Here is a 16,786-nt window from a genome sequence, read left to right as displayed (position 1 = left end):
CTAGAAAATGAAAAGATTAGTTGAATTTCCATAACTTAAGAAAGTTTATCATTTTTAATTATTTCTGTAAAATGATTGAAAGTATGAAATTTACAAACAAAATATTTGAAAAATTTTGAAAAAAGAGTTAAGATATTTTTGTAATATACAAAGTAAACGCTTACTTATTAAGGAGGGCATTTTATGTCATATAAAACAAGCAATGCAGAAGGTCATGTAGATTTCATCAATACCTATGATTTGGAACCGATGGCGCAACAAGTTATTCCTAAAGCAGCATTTGGTTATATCGCTAGTGGGGCGGAAGATACCTTCACTTTACGTGAGAATATTCGTGCCTTTAACCACAAACTCATCGTTCCTCATACTCTTTGTGATGTTGAAAATCCAAGTACAGAGATTGAATTTGCAGGTGAAAAATTGTCTTCACCAATCATTATGGCGCCTGTTGCAGCTCATAAATTAGCAAACGAACAGGGTGAAGTGGCGACTGCGCGTGGTGTGCATGAGTTTGGGTCCCTCTATACAACCAGTTCTTACTCTACTGTCGATCTTCCAGAAATTACAGAAGCCCTTCAAGGGACACCTCATTGGTTCCAATTTTACTTTAGTAAAGATGATGGAATCAACCGCCATATCATGGACCGTGTGAAGGCTGAAGGTTATAAAGCGATTGTCTTGACGGCAGATGCAACTGTAGGGGGCAATCGTGAGGTCGATAAGCGTAATGGTTTTGTCTTCCCAGTTGGCATGCCTATTGTTGAGGAATATCTGCCAGAAGGTGCTGGAAAATCAATGGACTTTGTTTACAAATCAGCTAAACAACGCTTGTCTCCACGTGACGTAGAATTTATCGCTGAATACTCAGGACTTCCTGTTTATGTCAAGGGACCACAATGCCGTGAGGACGTTGAACGTTCGCTTGCTGCAGGTGCTTCTGGTATCTGGGTGACCAACCATGGTGGCCGTCAAATCGACGGTGGACCAGCTGCCTTCGATTCACTTCAAGAAGTAGCTGAAGCAGTTGATAAACGTGTGCCAATTGTCTTTGACTCTGGTATTCGTCGTGGCCAACACGTCTTTAAAGCATTGGCTTCAGGAGCAGACTTGGTAGCTATTGGTCGCCCGGTTATCTATGGCTTGGCTCTCGGCGGTAGTGTTGGTGTGCGTCAAGTCTTTGAACACTTGAATGCGGAATTGAAGACAGTTATGCAGTTGTCTGGAACTCAGACTATTGAAGATGTCAAACACTTCAAACTCCGTCACAACCCATACAACCCAACCTTCCCAGTTGACCCACGTGACTTAAAATTGTATTGATAAAAGAGATTGCCTTCACTAAGTGTGGAGGTTTTTCTTCGTCTATAGGAAGAATAAATCACCATTAAAAACAATATAAATATATTTTCCAATCAAATATCTTGCTAGGGCTTTCATTTTTTGCTATACTGGTGCAGTAATTAAATAATAAAGACATTTGGGGTGCTTTAGGCTGAGATGATACCCATTGAACCTGATACAGTTAAGACTGGCGAAGGGAAATGTGAATAGTTTTTTTTCGTATGGCGAAATGAACGATCTAATCTTGTAAGTCAACTCTAATTCTTGATTGTAATTGGAGTTTTTTGTTTATATAAACTGGATAGGCTTGTTTAAGTAGCTCTCTGCAAATGCCCTCAATTTTCTTTAAAAGTATCAAGTGGAATTACGATTTTACTTTGGTATATGTTGGTGTTTTATTGATTACTAGAGTGTAAAGAGAGGAAAAGTAAATATGGAAACACAAGACTATGCATTTGAGCCAGGTTTGACTGTTGGAGAATTATTAAAAAACAGTCAGAAGGATTGGCAGGCTGCAATCAATCATCCTTTTGTTAAGGAACTTTTTGCGGGGACAATTGAGAATAAGGTCTTAAAAGACTACCTAATTCAAGATTATCACTTCTTTGATGCCTTCTTATCCATGCTGGGTACTTGCGTAGCCCACGCAGACCAGCTTGAATCCAAGCTTCGTTTTGCCAAGCAACTAGGCTTTCTTGAAGCAGATGAAGATGGCTATTTCCAAAAGGCTTTCAAAGAGTTAAAAGTATCTGAGAATGACTATCTGGAAGTGACCTTGCATCCTGTAACAAAAGCCTTTCAGCAGCTTATGTATTCTGCTGTGTCATCATCAGACTACGCTCATCTTTTGGTCATGCTGGTCATTGCAGAAGGTCTCTATTTAGACTGGGGTTCTAAAGATTTGGCTCTACCTGAAGCCTATATTCATTCGGAATGGATCAATCTCCACAGAGGTCCTTTCTTTGCAGAGTGGGTTCAATTTCTGGTTGACGAACTCAATCGTGTCGGAAAAGGTCGAGAAGATTTGACAGAACTTCAGCAACGCTGGAATCAAGCGGTCGCTTTAGAATTAGCCTTTTTTGATATTGGTTATGACGCCTAGAGAAAGTTTAGGATATTTACAAATTTGATGAGGTAATTCTCTTCGAAAATCAAATTCAAACCATGTCAGCTTCACCTTGCCGTACTCAAGTACAGCCTACGGCTAGCTTCCTAGTTTGCTCTTTGATTTTCATTGAGCATAAATCATTCAATGTAAATGAAAAAAATTTCTTAACGAAAGATAGAGATAAATCGAAATCAGTAGATTGTATAAAGTGAAAAGGAAGGATTTCAATATGACAAGTTTAAAATTATTAAAAGAAAAAGCACCTTTGGTCATTTGCATCACCAATGATGTAGTAAAAAATTTCACAGCAAATGGATTAGTAGCACTGGGTGCATCACCAGCTATGAGTGAGTTTTCTGCAGATTTAGAGGATTTGTTAAAGTATGCTGGAGGTTTATTAATAAACATAGGAACATTGACAGATGAAAATTGGAAATTATACCAAGCTGCTTTGAAAATTGCAGAGAAATATAATGTCCCAGCAGTTTTAGATCCTGTAGCCTGTGGAGCAGGAGAATATAGAAAAAAAGTAGCAGATGATCTAATTAACAATTACAAACTAGCAGCGATTAGAGGAAATGCTGGCGAGATTGCCTCTTTAGTAGGAATAAATGTGGAATCTAAAGGAGTAGATAGTGCGGGTGTAGATAATATTGACGAAATTGCTCTAGCAGCAAATGAGAAGTTCAATATTCCAATTGTAGTAACAGGTGAAGTGGATGCTATTGCGGTAAATGGAGAAGTGGTAACGATTCATAATGGTAGTGCCATGATGCCAAAAGTTATTGGGACAGGATGCTTATTAGGTGCTGTAGTAGCAAGCTTTATCGGACTTGAAAAAGGTCAAGAATTGAAATCATTAGAAACAGCAATGTTGGTTTACAATATCGCTGGAGAAATGGCAGAAAAACGTCCAAATGGACATCTTCCTGGAACATTTAAAGTTGAATTTATAAATGCCTTATATGAGATTACAGATGAAGATGTAAAGGAATTCAAAAGAGTGAAGTAAAATGTTTCATAAAGAATTACTAAAACTATATTTTATTTGTGGAACGACTACTTGCCAAGGAAAAGATCTATATACGGTCGTTGAGGAAGCCTTAAAAGGTGGTATAACCTTATTTCAATTCCGTGAAAAAGGGGAGGGAGCATTAGAAGGTAAAGAAAAAGTCGAATTAGCAATAAAACTACAGGATCTTTGTAAAAAATACAATGTTCCGTTTATTGTTAATGATGATATTGATTTGGCAATGGAAATTGACGCTGATGGCGTACATGTAGGACAAGATGACCTTGGAGTTGATGAAATTAGAAAATTGATGCCAGATAAAATAATTGGTCTTTCTATAAAAAATGAGGAAGAATTTCAACAATCAAAAGTTGAATATGTAGATTATGTTGGTGTTGGTCCTGTATTTGCTACCCAGTCAAAGGATGATGCTGGTGGTGCTATAGGTTATGAAGGTCTTAAATTGATGAGAAAACTATTGCCACAAATGCCCTTAGTTGCAATTGGTGGGATACAGACGAAACATATTAAAGACATTATGAAGACCAATGTTGACGGTGTTTCAATCATTTCAGCAATATCGTATGCAAAAAATATAGAAAAAACTGTTCGAGAAATGAGTGAACAATAGCTATCAATTTTCCTTGGATTCTGAGGGAGTAGGATTTTTTTCTAAAAAGCTATGTTCAGATTCAGCTCAAATGGCTAATCTATCAAACAAGTCATTTGTTTTGTGAAAAAGAAAGATCTGCTATCTTTGTGAGTGCAAGAGTGTATTTCCCAGTTCAATTCCTTGAACTAGAATAAATCGTCTGTTAAAATAATTATATAATTAAATAATAAAGACATTTGGGGTGCTTTAGGCTGAGATGATACCCATTGAACCTGATACAGTTAAGACTGGCGAAGGGAAATGTGAAATGGTTTTGTATTTATAGAAACTAACCATCTAATCTTGTAAGCTGAACTCTAATTTCTATCTGTAATTAGAGTTTTTTCTTTTACGAAACTGGATGAAGATGATACAAAGCATTTAGGTAGCTCACCTTGAATGCCCCACTTTTCTTTAAAAAAGGAGTTTTTTTATGTTGAAAAAATGGCAGTTAAAAGATGTTATCTTACTTGCTTTCTTGTCTATCTTTTTTGGTGGCGTTTTTGTGGGTTCAGGTTATCTGTTTGATATCCTCACCCTGATTTTAGCACCTCTTGGTTTACAGGCCTTTGCCAATGAAATCCTCTTTGGTCTCTGGTGTATGGCTGCCCCTATTGCTGCCATTTTTGTTCCAAGAGTGGGAAGTGCAACGATTGGAGAAGTGCTAGCTGCGCTTGCTGAAGTACTTTATGGTAGCCAATTCGGTCTAGGTGCCCTTTTGTCTGGCTTGGTTCAAGGTTTGGGAAGTGAACTTGGTTTTATCGTAACCAAGAATCGCTATGAAAGTTGGCTCTCTCTAACTGCCAATAGTATTGGGATTACGCTTGTTAGCTTTGTCTATGAATACATTAAGTTAGGTTACTATGCCTTCTCTCTTCCGTTTGTCCTTTCCTTGCTAGTGGTGCGTTTTATTTCCGTCTTTTTCTTCTGTACTATCTTGGTTCGTGCCATTGTCAAACTTTATCATCAGTTTGCAGCTGGGGGCAAGGCATAGATGGGGCTGGAACTACGAGCGATTCAGTCCCCAATCTTCTCTGAGCCGCTTGATTTTACTTTTTATGCGCAAGCCTTTACCTTGTTAGTTGGGAGTAGTGGTTCAGGAAAATCTAGTCTCTTTCAAATGATTGCCCAAGTCAGTTCTCTTCCCTATAGCGGTCAAGTTTTGATAGATGGGAGTGAGGTCAGTCAGCTTTCTATCATCGAACGTGTCCAGACGGTTGGGATTCTCTTTCAAAATCCCAATCATCAATTTACCATGGAGAACTTGTTTGAGGAGCTGATTTTTACCTTGGAAAATATTGGGCATCCCGTTCAGGAAATTGATTCTAAAATAGCAGAGGTTGTCCAGCAATGTCGCTGCAAGGCGATTTTGCACCGTCCCATTCATCACTTATCAGGCGGGGAAAAGCAAAAGGCTGCTTTGGCTGTTCTCTTTGCTATGAATCCTAGGGTCTATCTCTTGGATGAGCCCTTCGCTTCTATTGACCGCAAGAGCAGGATAGAGATCTTGGAGATTCTAAAAGAATTGGCCTCTAATGGGAAGACGGTTATTTTGTGCGACCATGATTTAACGGACTATGAAGTCTATATCGACCATATGGTGGAGCTAAGAGATGGACAACTAGGAGAAGTGTTTCAAATTCCTATCTCTGAAATGATACAGGTTTCTTCAAAGAAAGTTGCTTCTAGCTCAGAACTGTTTCATATGGATAGAACAACTTGTGAGCTGGATAATCGTCCCCTCTTTTCGGTTGCGGATTTCACATTCTACCAAGGGATTTCCTGTATTTTGGGTGATAATGGTGTCGGGAAATCAACCCTCTTTCGCTCCATTCTTCAATTTCAAAAGTATAAGGGGCGCATTTTTTGGAAGGGTTCGGTCCTGAAAAAGAAAAAGAGTTTGTATCGTGACCTGACGGGTGTTGTTCAGGAAGCTGAAAAACAGTTTATCCGAGCCAGTCTGCGAGAGGAACTTCAATTAGATGGAGCTGATTCTGAAAGAAATCAGCGAATTCTTCAAGCTTTACGGTATTTTGAGCTGGAGAAGGCTCTTGATAAGAGCCCCTATCAATTAAGTGGTGGCCAGCAAAAGATTCTTCAGCTTTTGACCATCTTGACCAGCAAGGCTTCTGTAATCTTGCTAGATGAACCTTTTGCAGGTTTGGATGATAGAGCTTGCCATTATTTTTGTCAGTGGATTGTGGAGGAGAGAAATCAAGGAAGAAGTTTTCTGATCATTAGCCATCGTTTAGATCCTTTGATCTCTGTGGTTGATTATTGGATTGAGATGTCTAGTCAGGGGCTCAGTCATGTGAACGAAGTGACTATCACCAAACCGCTCACATCTCAGAGTAGCAATACTCAAGGGGAGGTGAGATAGTATGGTCAAAGTAGCAACCCAGACACCGATTATCAGTCTCTTCTTGCTGGTTTTATCACTGGAAACATCTTTCATTCCTTCGATTGCTCTGAATCTTTCGGTAGTCGCATTTTGCATTCTCTTTATGCTTTATTACCGTCGATTTAAAATGTTAGCTTGGATGATTCTGCTCGCCGTTTTGCCATCTTTGGCCAACTACTGGGCAGTTCAGTTACACGGAGATACTTCGCAGGCAGTCATGCTTGGAACGAGGGCCTTTGTAACCGTTTGTATCGGACTTGTTTTTGTTTCCTCTATTTCCCTAAAAGAGCTTCTCTTGTACTTGGTTCAAAAGGGGCTATCACGTTCTTGGGCCTATGCCTTGATTGTGGTATTCAATTCCTTCCCCCTTATCCAGCAAGAAATCAAGTCCCTCAAGGAAGCTTGCTTATTACGCGGTCAAGAACTACATTTTTGGTCGCCCTTGATTTACAGCAAGGTTCTGATGACAGTCTTTAGGTGGCGCCATCTTTACCTGAGAGCCCTGTCGGCGCATGGATATGACGAACATGCACAGGTGGAGAATCACTATCGGATCTTTTATATTTCTAAAAAAATAAAATTAATCTACCTGCTGTTCTTTTTATTACTTCAAACCAGTCTATTTTTATAAAGGAGTTATTATGGAATTTACAGATATTGCGATGGAATTATCCAAGGAAGCTTGGCAGGCCTCCTTTCATCACCCCTTTGTTTTACAGTTGCAAGAGGGGAATTTAGACCCTGCAATTTTTCGCTATTACTTGATTCAGGATGCCTACTATCTGAAGGCCTTCTCAGAAGCCTATCACCTCTTGGCTGAAAAGACTTCCAACCAAGAGATGAAGAGACTCTTGAAACAAAATGCTCAGAGTCTAGTGGAGGGTGAGTTATTTATCCGCCAACAATTTTTTAAGGAATTGGAAATCAGCGACCAGGAAATGGAGCAACATCCAATCGCTCCAACCTGCTACCATTATATCTCTCATATTTATCGGCAATTTGAAGAAGCAAATCTAGCCATCGCTTTTGCAAGTTTACTTCCTTGTCCTTGGTTATACCATGATATAGGTAAATCCCTTAATCTTAAACCATCACCAAATCCTCTTTACCAGCAATGGATTGAAACTTATATTACGGATGAACTTGAACAGCAAATAAAAGAAGAGTCTGAGCTAGTCAATCAACTCTATCGAGAAAGTGACGAGACAGACAAGCAAAAAATGCTAGATGCCTTCCACATTAGTGTTCATATGGAAGCTAAGTTTTGGGAAATGGCCTACCAACACCAGACATGGAAGAGTGATTTACAGTCTTTAGAAACAGGAGAAGAATAGAAACATGAGAAAGCACCAATTACAAGTTCACAAATTAACCATTTTATCCATGATGGTTGCCCTTGATGTGGTCTTGACACCTATCTTCCGAATCGAAGGTATGGCGCCAATGTCTAGTGTTGTTAATATTTTAGCTGGTATCATGATGGGGCCAGTCTATGCTTTAGTCATGGCAACTGTGACAGCCTTTATCCGTATGACTACACAAGGGATTCCGCCTTTAGCTCTCACAGGAGCGACTTTTGGAGCCCTTCTAGCAGGTCTCTTTTATAAGTATGGTCGAAAATTTTACTTTTCTGCCTTGGGAGAAATTTTGGGAACAGGTATTATTGGTTCAATTGTTTCCTATCCTGTTATGGTACTCTTTACAGGATCAGCCGCTAAGCTTAGCTGGTTTATCTACACTCCTCGATTTTTCGGAGCAACCTTGATTGGTACAGCAATTTCCTTTATTGCCTTTCGATTTTTAATCAAGCAGGAATTCTTTAAAAAAGTGCAGGGATATTTCTTTGCTGAAAGGATAGACTGATGCTGGAATTATCAAATCCTTTTCCTTTGGAAACGACTTCCCTCATTCACTGCATTACCAATGAAATTTCTTGTGAGATGCTGGCAAATGGGATTTTGTCTCTGGGATGCAAACCTGTCATGGCAGATGATCCCCGTGAGGTTCTTGATTTTACTAAGCAAAGCCAGGCACTCTTCATCAATTTGGGGCATTTGTCAGCTGAGAAGGAAAAAGCAATCCGTATGGCAGCTTCTTATGCAGCTCAAGTTTCTCTTCCAATGGTAGTAGATGCAGTTGGCGTAACGGCTTCAGTCATTCGTAAGAGCTTAGTTAAAGACCTTTTAGGCTATAGACCTACGGTTCTTAAAGGAAATATGTCAGAAATCCGAAGTCTTGTTGGCTTAAAGCACCACGGCGTTGGTGTCGATGCGAGTGTTAAAGATCAAGAAACTGAGGATTTGCTTCAAGTCTTGAAAGATTGGTGTCAGACTTATCCTGGTATGTCATTCTTAGTCACAGGCCCCAAGGACCTCATCGTTTCAGAGAATCAGGTTGCTGTATTGGAGAATGGCTGTGCAGAATTAGACTGGATAACAGGGACAGGAGACTTGGTTGGAGCCTTGACAGCTGTTTTTCTCAGCCAAGGAAAAACAGGTTTTGAAGCTTCTTGCTTGGCAGTCTCTTATCTCAATGTCTCTGCTGAGAAAATAGTTGTTCAAGAAATGGGATTGGAAGAATTTCGTTACCAAGTACTCAATCAGCTTTCGCTCCTCAAAAGAGATGAAAATTGGCTAGATGCCATCAAAGGAGATGTTTATGAATAGAGAGGCGCTTAGACTCTATCTAGTAACCAATCGCTACCAAGATTCCTTGGAAAGCTTTCTTGAAAAGGTTGAGACGGCCTGCCGTTCAGGAGTTACCATAGTCCAATTACGAGAAAAAAATCTTACAACCAATCAATATTATCAACTGGCAAAACAAGTTAAGGAAATAACAGATGCCTATCAGGTACCCTTGATCATCGATGATCGTTTGGATGTCTGTCTTGCGGTTGATGCTGCTGGTCTGCATATTGGAGACGATGAACTGCCAGTTTCGATTGCCCGACAAGTCTTGGGCCCTGAAAAAATACTCGGTGTAACAGCTAAAACGGTAAAAAGAGCCCTCGAGGCAGAAGAAGGAGGAGCAGATTACTTGGGGACAGGAGCCATTTTCCCGACTACGACCAAGGAAAATGCTCCTATCACCCTGATTTCAACCTTGAAAACAATTTGCCAAAGGGTCGCCATTCCAGTAGTTGCTATTGGCGGCTTGACGTCAGAGAGCATTGAACAGCTTATTGGCACTGGCATAGCTGGTGTAGCTGTAGTGCGTGATTTGATGCAGGCAGAAGATATAGAGGCAAAAACGCAAGCCTTTTTGACAAAGTTGGATGACATTATTTTCTAATTAATACTCAATGAAAATCAAAGAGCAAACTAGGAAGCTCGCCGCAGGTTGCTCAAAACACATCTTTGAGGTTGTAGATAAAGCTGACGTAGTTTGAAGAGTATAAAAACTCTCTAATTCCCTTAAAATGGGAACTAGAGAGTTTTTTAATCTTTAAAGCTTGTATGGTTGACTGGGCCAGAACCATGACCGAGTTGAGGGGCGTCTTGGATGGCTTTCGTGATAAAGGCCTTGGCCTTATCAACTGCTTGATAAAGACTTTTGCCCTTGGCTAGTTCAGCAGTAATCACTGCAGCAAAGGTACATCCAGTACCATGGGTGTGACAGGTTTGAATTCGTGGGCTTTCCCAGACAAATTGTTCATCCTTGGTAAAGAGGAAATCCTTGGCACCACCTTCGAGATGCCCACCTTTGATTACCACAGACTGAGGACCAAATTCTTTTAAAATCAGGCGACCGGCACGTTGCATGTCTTCAGGATCATGGATTGAAAAGCCAACAATTTCTTCTGCCTCAGGAAGATTCGGCGTGATAATGCTTGCAAGGGGAAGTAGGTTTGTTTTTAGGTAAGTTCTGGCACTGGTATCAATCAGGGTGTCACCACTCGTAGCGACCATAACAGGGTCAAGGACATAGGGACAATCCAGCTTTTTAAGATAGGGCTGGATGATTTCCATGGTTTCAGTAGTTGCCAACATTCCAGTTTTTACAGCCTGAGGCTTGATATCCGAAAAGACACTCTCCAATTGGGCTTTCAACATTTGAGGAGAAACGTGCTCGATTAGCTGAACGCCTCTGGTATTTTGAGCGACAAGGCTGGTCACAACTGCCATTCCATAGACATCTCTAGCTTGGAATGACTTTAAATCAGCCATAATGCCAGCACCACCACTAGGGTCAGTCCCTGCGATGGTCAAAGCAACGGGTAAATAAGTCATCTAAAACCTCCCAACCAACTGAAGTTTGTATTCTTAAGAACAAGCTGGTCAGTTTTAGAAAAGTAATAGAAGACTGCTAGTCCCCATTATCAATTCCACTTCCATCAGCTAGCATTACCTAGATTGAGTCAAAGGGTCTAACAGTTGTTAATCTCAGCTTTACGCACCCCTAGTGGTTGTTTTCTTTTTTCTTTAGTATAGCATATTTTTATAGTTTATATAGTAAAATTTGACTGCAAATCCTTTATCATATGGTTAAGATTCAATTTTTCAAAGAAAAGATTAATTTCATAATTGACAAATGTAGATTTTTAAGGTATACTGATAATTGTAATTGACAAATGTAGATTTAGGAGGTGTGATTATGCAGATTTCAGATGCAGAATGGCAGGTCATGAAGATTATTTGGATGCAAGGAGAGCAGACTAGTACGGATTTGATCAGGGTTCTGGCGGAGCGGTTCGACTGGTCCAAGTCGACCATTCAAACTCTTTTGGCTCGTTTGGTTGAGAAAGAGTGTTTGACTCGGAAAAAAGAAGGTAAGTCTTTTGTTTATTCAGCCCTTTTAACTTTGGACCAAAGTCGGGATTTACTTGTCCAAGATATCAAGGACAAGGTTTGTTCTCGTAGGATTAAGAACTTGTTGGCTGATTTGATTGCTGAATGTGATTTTACTCAGGCTGACTTGGTTGACTTAGAAGCAGTGATTTCAGAGAAAAAGTCAAGTGCTGTAACAGAAGTAAGATGTAATTGTATGTAAAGGAGACATCATGTTAAATAGTATTGTAACCATTGTTTGTATTGCCCTTATCGCCTTTATCTGGTTTTGGTTTTTCAAAAAGCCTGAAAAATCTGGGCAAAAGGCCCAGCAAAAAAACGGCTACCAAGAGATTCGAGTGGAGGTCATGGGGGGCTATACGCCTGAGTTGATTATCCTCAAGAAATCAGTGCCAGCCCGCATTGTCTTTGACCGTAAGGACCCTTCACCTTGTCTGGACCAAATTGTTTTTCCAGATTTTGGTGTACATGCGGACCTGCCTATGGGTGAAGAGTATGTAGTGGAAATCACGCCTGAGCAGGCTGGAGAGTATGGTTTCTCTTGTGGCATGAATATGATGCACGGCAAGATGATTGTAGAATAGGAGAATGATATGACTGAAATTGTAAAAGCAAGTCTTGAAAATGGTGTTCAAAAAATCCGTATCACGGCAGACAAAGGCTACCATCCAGCCCACATTCAACTGCAAAAAGGAGTTCCTGCTGAGATCATCTTTCACCGTGTGACACCTTCAAACTGTTATAAGGAAATTCTGTTTGAAGAAGAAGACATCTTGGAACCAATCGGCGTGGATGAAGAGAAGACAATTCGTTTTACACCTCAAGAATTAGGCCAACATGAATTTTCTTGTGGCATGAAGATGCAAAAGGGAAGTTATACAGTTGTTGAGAAGACTCGAAAATCTCTATCACTTTTACAGCGTTTTTGGATTACTAGTATCTTTACTGTGCCTCTTGTGATTCTCATGATTGGGATGTCGACAGGAGGAATTAGTCACCAAGTCATGCGTTGGGGCACCTTTTTAGCCACAACACCGATTATGCTAGTAGCAGGTGGTCCTTATATCCAAAGTGCTTGGGCTAGTTTTAAAAAGCACAATGCCAACATGGATACCTTGGTTGCTCTGGGAACCCTAGTGGCCTATTTCTATAGCTTAGTTGCCCTCTTCGCTGGTCTCCCCGTTTACTTTGAAAGTGCTGCATTTATCTTCTTCTTCGTTCTTATGGGAGCCGTTTTTGAGGAGAAAATGCGGAAAAATACTTCACAAGCTGTGGAGAAATTACTTGACTTGCAGGCTAAAACTGCAGAAGTTTTGCGTGAGGATAGCTATGTTCAAGTTCCCTTGGACCAAGTCAAGGTAGGCGACCTGATTCGAGTGCGTCCCGGTGAGAAGATTGCAGTTGATGGGGTTGTAGTAGAAGGTGTGTCCAGTATTGATGAATCCATGGTGACAGGTGAGAGTCTGCCTGTGGACAAGACAGTTGGAGATACTGTCATTGGCTCAACCATCAATAATAGTGGAACGCTTGTTTTTAAGGCAGAAAAAGTTGGCTCAGAGACTGTTTTGGCTCAGATTGTGGATTTTGTGAAGAAAGCTCAAACCAGTCGTGCGCCGATTCAGGACTTGACAGATAAAATTTCAGGGATTTTTGTCCCAGCAGTTGTTATTTTGGGAATCGTGACCTTTTGGGTTTGGTTTGTCTTGCTTAGGGATAGTGTAGTCGTGCTTGGAGCGAGTTTTGTCTCTTCTCTTCTTTATGGGGTGGCTGTTTTGATTATCGCCTGCCCTTGTGCCTTGGGTCTCGCAACACCGACAGCCCTTATGGTAGGGACAGGACGCAGTGCCAAGATGGGAGTTCTCCTCAAAAATGGAACTGTCTTACAGGAAATCCAGAAAGTCCAAACTATTGTCTTTGATAAGACAGGGACTTTGACAGAAGGAAAACCAGTGGTCACAGATATTATCGGCGATGAGGAAGAGGTTCTTGGATTGGCAGCATCCTTGGAAGAAGCTTCTCAACACCCACTGGCTGAAGCCGTTGTGAAACGAGCGAGTGAAGCTGGACTTGAGTTTCAAACTGTTGAAAATTTCCAAGCCTTGCACGGAAAAGGTGTCTCAGGGCAAATCAATGGAAAACAAGTTCTGCTTGGAAATGCTAAAATGCTGGATGGCATGGATATTTCTAGAACTTATCAAGAAAAACTAGAAGAACTAGAAAAAGAAGCTAAGACAGTTGTGTTCTTGGCTGTGGACAATGAAATCAAAGGCTTGCTTGCTCTGCAAGATATTCCTAAGGAAAATGCTAAGCTTGCCATCAGTCAGTTGAAAAAACGAGGTCTTAAAACAGTCATGCTGACAGGAGACAATGCTGGTGTGGCGCGTGCTATTGCCGATCAAATCGGAATCGAAGAGGTCATTGCAGGTGTCTTGCCAGAAGAAAAAGCTCATGAAATCCATAAACTACAAGCGGCTGGCAAAGTAGCCTTTGTTGGGGACGGTATCAATGACGCTCCTGCCCTTAGTGTAGCAGATGTGGGGATTGCTATGGGAGCTGGAACGGATATCGCTATCGAGTCAGCAGATTTGGTGTTGACAACCAATAACCTCCTAGGCGTGGTTCGTGCCTTTGACATGAGTAAGAAAACCTTTAATCGAATTCTGCTCAATCTTTTCTGGGCCTTTATCTACAATGTCGCCGGAATTCCGATTGCAGCAGGAGTCTTTTCTGGTGTTGGACTGGCCCTCAATCCAGAACTAGCTGGTCTAGCCATGGCCTTTAGTTCTGTATCTGTTCTGACTAGTTCACTCTTACTAAACTTTAGTAAAATAGATTAAAAGCGGGCTTGCTCGCTTTTTATACTCTTCAAAAATCTCTTCAAACCACGTCAGCTTTATCTGCAACCTCAAAGCTGTGTTTTGAGCAACCTGCGGCTAGCTTTCTAGTTAGTTCTTTGATTTTCATTGAGTATTATAAAACAGAAACTAAAAACGTTTTCAAACTGTACTGTAATAGAGAATAAAAACTTCTGAGCAGATTCTTAGTAAAGTCAAAATAAATGTGATAAATTAGTATTGTAAAAATTTACTGAAACGTTTTCAAAAACTATATGAAACCTTTTTTAGTAGATTTAAAAATATTTGAAGGAGAGTTATCATTATGACTCAAGGGAAAATTACTGCATCTGCAGCAATGCTTAATGTATTGAAAACATGGGGCGTAGACACAATCTACGGTATCCCATCAGGAACACTCAGCTCATTGATGGACGCTTTGGCTGAAGACAAAGATATCCGCTTCTTGCAAGTTCGCCATGAAGAAACAGGTGCTCTTGCAGCGGTTATGCAAGCTAAATTCGGCGGCTCAATCGGGGTTGCAGTTGGTTCAGGTGGTCCAGGTGCGACTCACTTGATTAACGGTGTTTACGATGCAGCTATGGATAACACTCCATTCCTAGCAATCCTTGGATCACGTCCAGTTAACGAACTCAACATGGATGCTTTCCAAGAATTGAACCAAAACCCAATGTACAACGGTATCGCTGTATATAACAAACGTGTAGCTTACGCTGAGCAATTGCCAAAAGTTATTGACGAAGCTTGCCGTGCTGCAGTTTCTAAAAAAGGTCCAGCTGTTGTTGAAATCCCAGTAAACTTCGGTTTCCAAGAAATCGACGAAAACTCATACTATGGATCAGGTTCATACGAGCGTTCATTCATCGCTCCTGCTTTGAACGAAGTTGAAATCGACAAAGCTGTTGAAATCTTGAACAATGCTGAACGTCCAGTTATCTATGCTGGTTACGGTGGTGTTAAAGCTGGTGAAGTAATCACTGAATTGTCACGTAAAATCAAAGCACCAATCATCACAACTGGTAAAAACTTTGAAGCTTTCGAATGGAACTATGAAGGTTTGACTGGTTCTGCTTACCGTGTTGGTTGGAAACCAGCCAACGAAGTGGTCTTTGAAGCAGACACAGTTCTTTTCCTTGGTTCAAACTTCCCATTTGCTGAAGTTTACGAAGCATTCAAGAATACTGAAAAATTCATCCAAGTCGATATCGACCCTTACAAACTTGGTAAACGTCATGCCCTAGACGCTTCAATCCTTGGTGATGCAGGTCAAGCAGCGAAAGCAATCCTTGACAAAGTGAATCCAGTTGAATCTACTCCATGGTGGCGTGCAAACGTTAAGAATAACCAAAACTGGCGTGATTACATGAACAAACTCGAAGGTAAAACTGAGGGTGAATTGCAATTGTATCAAGTTTACAATGCAATCAACAAACATGCTGATCAAGACGCTATCTATTCAATCGACGTAGGTGACACTACTCAAACATCTACTCGTCACCTTCACATGACACCTAAGAACATGTGGCGTACATCTCCACTCTTTGCGACAATGGGTATTGCCCTTCCTGGTGGTATCGCTGCTAAGAAAGACAATCCAGATCGCCAAGTATGGAACATCATGGGTGATGGAGCATTTAACATGTGCTACCCAGACGTTATCACAAACGTTCAATACGACCTTCCAGTTATCAACGTTGTCTTCTCAAATGATAAATATGCCTTCATCAAGGACAAATATGAAGACACAAACAAACACTTGTTTGGTTGTGACTTCACAAACGCTGACTACGCTAAAATTGCTGAAGCTCAAGGAGCTGTTGGATTTACAGTAAACCGTATCGAAGATATCGATGCAGTTGTTGCAGAAGCTGTTAAATTGAACAAAGAAGGTAAAACTGTTGTTATCGATGCTCGCATCACTCCACACCGTCCACTTCCAGTAGAAGTACTTGAATTGGATCCAAAACTTCACTCAGAAGAAGCAATCAAAGCCTTCAAGGAAAAATACGAAGCAGAAGAACTCGTACCATTCCGTCTCTTCTTGGAAGAAGAAGGATTGCAATCACGCGCAATTAAATAATTCCTTCGTGGAACTTAAAAAGATCGGAGCAATCCGGTCTTTTTATGGAGGATAGTAAATGAATTTAAATCAATTAGATATTATCGTTTCAAATGTTCCCCAAGTCTGTGCTGACTTGGAGCGTATTTTGGATAAACAGGCAGATTATGTTGATCAAGGCTTTGCTCAGTTCACGATTGGCAGTCATTGTCTAATGTTGTCCCAAAATCATTTGATTCCTTTGGAAGATTTTCAGTCAGGTATCATTCTTCACATTGAGATTGAGGATCTAGAGCAGAATTACCAACGTTTAAAAGAGAGAGGTGTCGAGATTTTACACGGTCCTTGTGAAACGGATTGGGGAACAGAGTCCTTATTAGTTAAAGGTCCTGCTGGTCTAGTGCTTGATTTTTATCGTATGAAATAAGGGGCTTAGTCATTTGAAGATAACCTTAACTATTCTTAAAACAGAATGTGAGAATATGAACTATTGAAAGATCGGAGCAATCCGGTCTTTTTTAGGTAAATTTAATAGTAACTTCTGAGCTTGACTATCGTGAGGTAATGAATT

The 16,786-nt window shown here is 40.5% G+C and carries 17 protein-coding genes and 3 riboswitches; of the genes, 16 read left to right on the top strand and 1 reads right to left on the bottom strand.

Annotation, left to right across the window (positions count from 1 at the left end; all coding sequences use genetic code 11):
* The first annotated feature begins 183 nt into the window (after window positions 1–183).
* The 11 genes from lctO (at window position 184) to thiE (D7D54_RS04285) (ending at window position 9,805) form a co-directional block, all read left to right on the top strand.
* Window positions 184–1,320, top strand: coding sequence for an L-lactate oxidase (lctO, locus tag D7D54_RS04335; RefSeq protein WP_000120714.1), 1,137 nt, complete (start codon window positions 184–186; stop codon window positions 1,318–1,320).
* Window positions 1,321–1,468: 148 nt separating this feature from the next.
* A riboswitch (TPP riboswitch) is annotated at window positions 1,469–1,557 on the top strand.
* 217 nt (window positions 1,558–1,774) lie between these two features.
* A complete protein-coding gene (locus D7D54_RS04330) occupies window positions 1,775–2,443 on the top strand; it encodes a TenA family protein (protein ID WP_120718889.1) in 669 nt (222 codons plus the stop codon).
* Window positions 2,444–2,678: 235 nt separating this feature from the next.
* Window positions 2,679–3,461: a hydroxyethylthiazole kinase gene (gene thiM, locus D7D54_RS04325; protein ID WP_162496587.1), complete on the top strand. Its 783-nt coding sequence runs from the start codon at window positions 2,679–2,681 to the stop codon at window positions 3,459–3,461.
* 1 nt (window position 3,462) lies between these two features.
* Window positions 3,463–4,092 carry a thiamine phosphate synthase gene (thiE, locus tag D7D54_RS04320; RefSeq protein ID WP_120718888.1) on the top strand — a complete coding sequence of 210 codons (630 nt, stop codon included), beginning with the start codon at window positions 3,463–3,465 and terminating at the stop codon, window positions 4,090–4,092.
* Between the two features lie 209 nt (window positions 4,093–4,301).
* A riboswitch (TPP riboswitch) is annotated at window positions 4,302–4,390 on the top strand.
* 156 nt (window positions 4,391–4,546) lie between these two features.
* Entirely contained in the window at window positions 4,547–5,107 is a 561-nt protein-coding gene (locus tag D7D54_RS04315; RefSeq protein ID WP_000915275.1) for an ECF transporter S component, read from the top strand.
* On the top strand, window positions 5,108–6,493 hold the full coding sequence (locus tag D7D54_RS04310; protein ID WP_120718887.1) for an ATP-binding cassette domain-containing protein: 1,386 nt from the start codon (window positions 5,108–5,110) through the stop codon (window positions 6,491–6,493).
* 1 nt (window position 6,494) lies between these two features.
* The gene (locus D7D54_RS04305; protein WP_120718886.1) at window positions 6,495–7,145 is read left to right on the top strand and encodes an energy-coupling factor transporter transmembrane component T; all 651 of its coding nucleotides are present in this window, start codon (window positions 6,495–6,497) and stop codon (window positions 7,143–7,145) included.
* Between the two features lie 10 nt (window positions 7,146–7,155).
* Entirely contained in the window at window positions 7,156–7,848 is a 693-nt protein-coding gene (tenA, locus tag D7D54_RS04300; protein WP_120718885.1) for a thiaminase II, read from the top strand.
* Between the two features lie 4 nt (window positions 7,849–7,852).
* Window positions 7,853–8,377, top strand: coding sequence for an energy coupling factor transporter S component ThiW (gene thiW, locus D7D54_RS04295; RefSeq protein WP_020901932.1), 525 nt, complete (start codon window positions 7,853–7,855; stop codon window positions 8,375–8,377).
* Entirely contained in the window at window positions 8,377–9,180 is an 804-nt protein-coding gene (thiM, locus tag D7D54_RS04290) for a hydroxyethylthiazole kinase (protein ID WP_120718884.1), read from the top strand. The genes thiW and thiM (D7D54_RS04290) overlap by 1 nt, the downstream gene beginning before the upstream one ends.
* Window positions 9,173–9,805 (top strand): thiamine phosphate synthase, encoded by a 633-nt coding sequence (thiE, locus tag D7D54_RS04285; protein ID WP_120718883.1) that lies wholly within the window; start codon window positions 9,173–9,175, stop codon window positions 9,803–9,805. The genes thiM (D7D54_RS04290) and thiE (D7D54_RS04285) overlap by 8 nt, the downstream gene beginning before the upstream one ends.
* Before the next feature lie 146 nt (window positions 9,806–9,951).
* On the opposite strand, the gene thiD is transcribed toward thiE (D7D54_RS04285), so the two are convergent.
* Window positions 9,952–10,743 (bottom strand): bifunctional hydroxymethylpyrimidine kinase/phosphomethylpyrimidine kinase, encoded by a 792-nt coding sequence (gene thiD / locus D7D54_RS04280; RefSeq protein ID WP_020901928.1) that lies wholly within the window; start codon window positions 10,741–10,743, stop codon window positions 9,952–9,954.
* A gap of 83 nt (window positions 10,744–10,826) precedes the next feature.
* Window positions 10,827–10,924: riboswitch (TPP riboswitch) on the bottom strand.
* A gap of 183 nt (window positions 10,925–11,107) precedes the next feature.
* Between thiD and D7D54_RS04275 the strand changes: the two genes are divergently transcribed.
* The 5 genes from D7D54_RS04275 (at window position 11,108) to D7D54_RS04255 (ending at window position 16,642) form a co-directional block, all read left to right on the top strand.
* Window positions 11,108–11,503 carry a CopY/TcrY family copper transport repressor gene (locus D7D54_RS04275; RefSeq protein ID WP_020901927.1) on the top strand — a complete coding sequence of 132 codons (396 nt, stop codon included), beginning with the start codon at window positions 11,108–11,110 and terminating at the stop codon, window positions 11,501–11,503.
* A 10-nt stretch (window positions 11,504–11,513) separates the two neighbouring features.
* A complete protein-coding gene (locus D7D54_RS04270) occupies window positions 11,514–11,885 on the top strand; it encodes a cupredoxin domain-containing protein (protein ID WP_020901926.1) in 372 nt (123 codons plus the stop codon).
* A gap of 9 nt (window positions 11,886–11,894) precedes the next feature.
* Entirely contained in the window at window positions 11,895–14,138 is a 2,244-nt protein-coding gene (locus D7D54_RS04265; RefSeq protein ID WP_120718882.1) for a heavy metal translocating P-type ATPase, read from the top strand.
* 322 nt (window positions 14,139–14,460) lie between these two features.
* On the top strand, window positions 14,461–16,236 hold the full coding sequence (gene spxB / locus D7D54_RS04260) for a pyruvate oxidase (protein ID WP_120718881.1): 1,776 nt from the start codon (window positions 14,461–14,463) through the stop codon (window positions 16,234–16,236).
* Between the two features lie 58 nt (window positions 16,237–16,294).
* The gene (locus D7D54_RS04255; RefSeq protein ID WP_120718880.1) at window positions 16,295–16,642 is read left to right on the top strand and encodes a VOC family protein; all 348 of its coding nucleotides are present in this window, start codon (window positions 16,295–16,297) and stop codon (window positions 16,640–16,642) included.
* The last annotated feature ends 144 nt before the right edge of the window (window positions 16,643–16,786 follow it).

This window comes from Streptococcus chosunensis (assembly GCF_003626515.1).
In the GTDB taxonomy this organism is placed as follows: domain Bacteria; phylum Bacillota; class Bacilli; order Lactobacillales; family Streptococcaceae; genus Streptococcus; species Streptococcus chosunensis.
This window is presented reverse-complemented; position numbering and strand designations above follow the sequence as displayed.